A 3,549-nucleotide genomic window follows, 5' to 3' on the forward strand; every position below is an offset into this window, starting at 1 on the left:
CGCGATTTCGCTCAAGTCATGCATGATGTTTTCCGTTTTGGCGCTGTGACAGATCGTGTTGGCCAATGACTGGAAAAATCACATTCTGCGAGCTGTTCAGAAAAGGGAGTCTGTCGCCATGGCACTCAGGATCTGCGCCGGATCGACACCGGCGCATGGTGTTGCCATCGCGAAACGGTGGAGCGTACCTATCAATCAGGTTTTTGTAAATGCTTTGTGGATAGGCCGCAACTGTGAGGGTTGATAGCTTTTTTGAGGAGGCACTTTCCATTTGCGCACTAGCGAGGTTGCCCGCGATGTGAAACGGCTGGATCGCGATTTATCCCGGCATTAGTGAGCGGCTCGGCTTGGCGTGGCGGGCGGTTAGGCCAGAGAAGTGAATGGGCGCTTCGTGCGCAACCTCGGCCATTCCAGTCACTTCGTCGACCGTCGCCTCATGGCCGGACTGAGACCCAGCCGCTTCGCGCTCGCGTGTACGCACGGCCGCTCAGTCTGTCGAGTCGAGGTCGCAACGGACGTTCGTAAGCGGCAGCCATGGCAGAAAGGGCGACCAGTTGGCTCGCCAGGAAGGAAACTAGCGAGTTCGCAGTCCGGCACGGCGCTTCAGTCCCTCTGTAGAATGTCCGTCGCTTTTTCGGCATCGTCCAACGAGTCGACCGCGAGATAAGCAATGAACTGCGTGCCAAGTACAGCGGCCGAAACGCCGCGGAGGTTGATCCCCCCGTCTGCCAGCATCTGGGTCAATTGCGCGATGATCCCCAGTTGGTCCAGACCCATTACACGGACGGAGTGAAGGCTCGGGGTGACGCTGAACCCCACCTGCGTAGCGGCACGGATCTCCGTGTCCCCTTGCAGCGGTGCGACAAAGACGATTCCCTTGCCCGATGCTTCCGGCGTGCGACGCGCAACGACGAACTGCAGGTCGGCCCCAGCATCCCGCAAGGCGCTTAATACTTTCGCAAGGCCGCCCGGCTTGTCCTCGATGGTCGCTGCCCAAACATCGACACGTTCGACGCTCAGTTCCATGGCGATACCTCCCGCCTGACACCTCAATAGAGACAATCTACTTCACCAACGGCACGCGAGCAAGGCCGGCACCGTAAGCGACATAAGGGAATGCCGGGAATCCCGGGGCAGCGCGCTAACCCACGCCATTCATCTATCGACAAAACTCTTCGATTTACTTGCAGACCGACGATATCTAACGGACTCACCAGATGAGTCAGGTGTTCGGCGCACGCGATAGGCACGCACCGTCCGACTGTCTCAGTTCGACCCTGTATAGCCGACGGTGGACCCAGCAGCACATATTCGGCAGCTTCCAACTACAGCGGCCATTCACTCCTGCCAGTCGCTCGGCGGGTCATCGGCCACACCGGTCATTTATAGATCACCAGGTACGACCTACCGCGAATGGCCGGTTCCGAGCGCTTCAAACAGGAGCTATCGACCCGTTGCAGTCCGCCGATGCCGTACTGAAATCAGGCAACGGTATGCGGGGCGATAATCCGTCACAACATTAACTTTTTTTAATGTTCGAGCGAACTCGCGGAAAGGCAACAGCTTTTATGCTGAACACAGCGAAGGTCTCGCTAATATGCTTCAGGTCATCGCTTTAACGTTAATTAGTATTCCTGTTTATATGTGTCATTACATATTCACAAAGCCTCAATAAAGTTTGCGCTTCCAATTTATTTATTGAGGATGGGAAATGAGTAAGGCAAAATTCCTTTGTCTCGCTGGTATCGCTTCAATTCTTTCGGCGTGCGGAGGCGGAAGTAGCGTGGGAGGGACTCCGGCGACTGCCGGGTCGGGGATCCAGGTGCCAGCGTCGGTAAGCGAAGCGCTTCCCGGTTACAAGATCTCGGTTTTCGCTAAAATACCGGGTTCACTTCAGCCCGATGATCTTCTCCTGCACGGCAATAACGTTTATGTCCTCGCACAGGATCCCAACAACAATCCAGATGGTACGGTAGTCGCGGGCACGTCGCCGCAGAGCCAGATCATCGAGTACGATCCGAATGGGAACGTACTGAAGACGATCAATGTGCCCGGGCACCCGGATGGAATTGCGGAGTACGATGCCAACACGATCTGGTTAACGTCGAATGAAGACGCGAACCCTGTGCTTACGGTTATCAACACGGCCACAGGCACGCAGCAAACGTTCACGCCCGACGCCCTGACCGCACACGGCGGTGGCCTTGATGACCTGAAAGTGGTCAACGGCACCGTGTATGTGTCGGGAGGGAACCCGACGCTGACTTCGCCATCCGCGAGCGCGCCCAAAGGGGTCAACGCGAACCCGGCGGTGTACAGCATGACGTTGAATCCCGGAAATAAAACGTTCCATCTCACGCCGGTGCTGATGGGCGAGGCGACGGCAACCAATGTCGTGACGGGCGCTCAGGTGACGCTCAACATGATTGACCCCGACTCGAATGCCATCGCCCCGAACGGCGATTTTGTCCAGGACAATCAGGCCGGCTCCCAGCTGGTATTCATCCACAACCCCGGCCCGAATCAATCGGTTAGCGTATTGCCGCTGACGGCGTACGGCAACCCGTCGCCTGTGGACGATACGCGCTGGGCGCCTTCGGGCAACTCCTTTATGTTGCTGTCCGACAATGCCACTCAGCTGATCTATCGCATTGATGCGACTGCTGGCTTTACTGCCGGCACGGCATACAGCGCAGGCAAGGGTATGGTTCTGCAAGACAATATCTCCACGGGAGTAATGACGCCGGTATTCACTGGAATGGGCAATCCGCACGGCCTTATCTTCGTAGGCCAGTAAGGTGGCTCTCCCGCGATGCTGACGGCTCGCGGGAGACGGTATCGGCCAACGAGATTCCGGCTGACGACGCCGGCGGCCGACAAATCAGCCGCTGCGCGAAGTGAATGCGATGCCACTCGACGTACGGTGCATTCACGCCAACGGCGAGGGCAGCAGCGATCACGCCTTCGAAACAACCGAGTGCGTTGTTACTGGTATTTCAATATGTTATTGGTCGTCCTCGCCATCTCGCCCATCGCCTGCCTGGCATTGTTTGCGTTCGCGAAACGGGTCGATCCTCTCACCGGTCACATTGGCGAGCGCCGGCATTACTCGAGCACGAGGAAACAAGGAAGCGATCCTTGCTCAAAAATAGGCGAGCGAAGGTAGTATGGGTGGAAGCCGCCAGGCGAACAACCAGATCGCCGGCGGCTCAGTGCTCTCTGAGGCGCTGGCTATTTGCTACTCCCATTGGAGCGAAAATGACGCAAAACAATCCTGTCTCGGCGTGCTAGGCCCCACCCTCGAGCCCCCGGAGACCATAGTCGGCCAGAAGTGTAAGCGGCCATTCGCTCAGCGTGAAACCCGATGTTGTGCGCATGACCGAAAAGGCCGATGAAGCACGATTCGTCCTCGCGAATTGAATGGCCGCTTCTATGGGGACTTGTTTGTCAAGCCGTGTTCGATCGTCAGGTAAGCGGATCAGATTTCATCCCGGCACCTTTGTATTGCGTGTGATGTGAAGCGGGCGTGCTGCGCGGTGGCTTGATCCT

2 protein-coding genes are annotated in these 3,549 nt (G+C 57.2%); one reads left to right on the plus strand and one right to left on the minus strand.

The features are described from left to right. Positions 1-603: 603 nt before the first annotated feature. Complete coding sequence (locus tag F6X42_RS41995) at positions 604-1,026, minus strand: ACT domain-containing protein (RefSeq protein WP_187639641.1); 423 nt, start codon at positions 1,024-1,026, stop codon at positions 604-606. A 685-nt stretch (positions 1,027-1,711) separates the two neighbouring features. Here F6X42_RS41995 and F6X42_RS42000 point away from each other — a divergent pair. Then, positions 1,712-2,797: a hypothetical protein gene (locus tag F6X42_RS42000; RefSeq protein ID WP_187639642.1), complete on the plus strand. Its 1,086-nt coding sequence runs from the start codon at positions 1,712-1,714 to the stop codon at positions 2,795-2,797. The last annotated feature ends 752 nt before the right edge of the window (positions 2,798-3,549 follow it).

The organism is Paraburkholderia podalyriae (assembly GCF_014397785.1).
GTDB lineage: Bacteria > Pseudomonadota > Gammaproteobacteria > Burkholderiales > Burkholderiaceae > Paraburkholderia > Paraburkholderia podalyriae.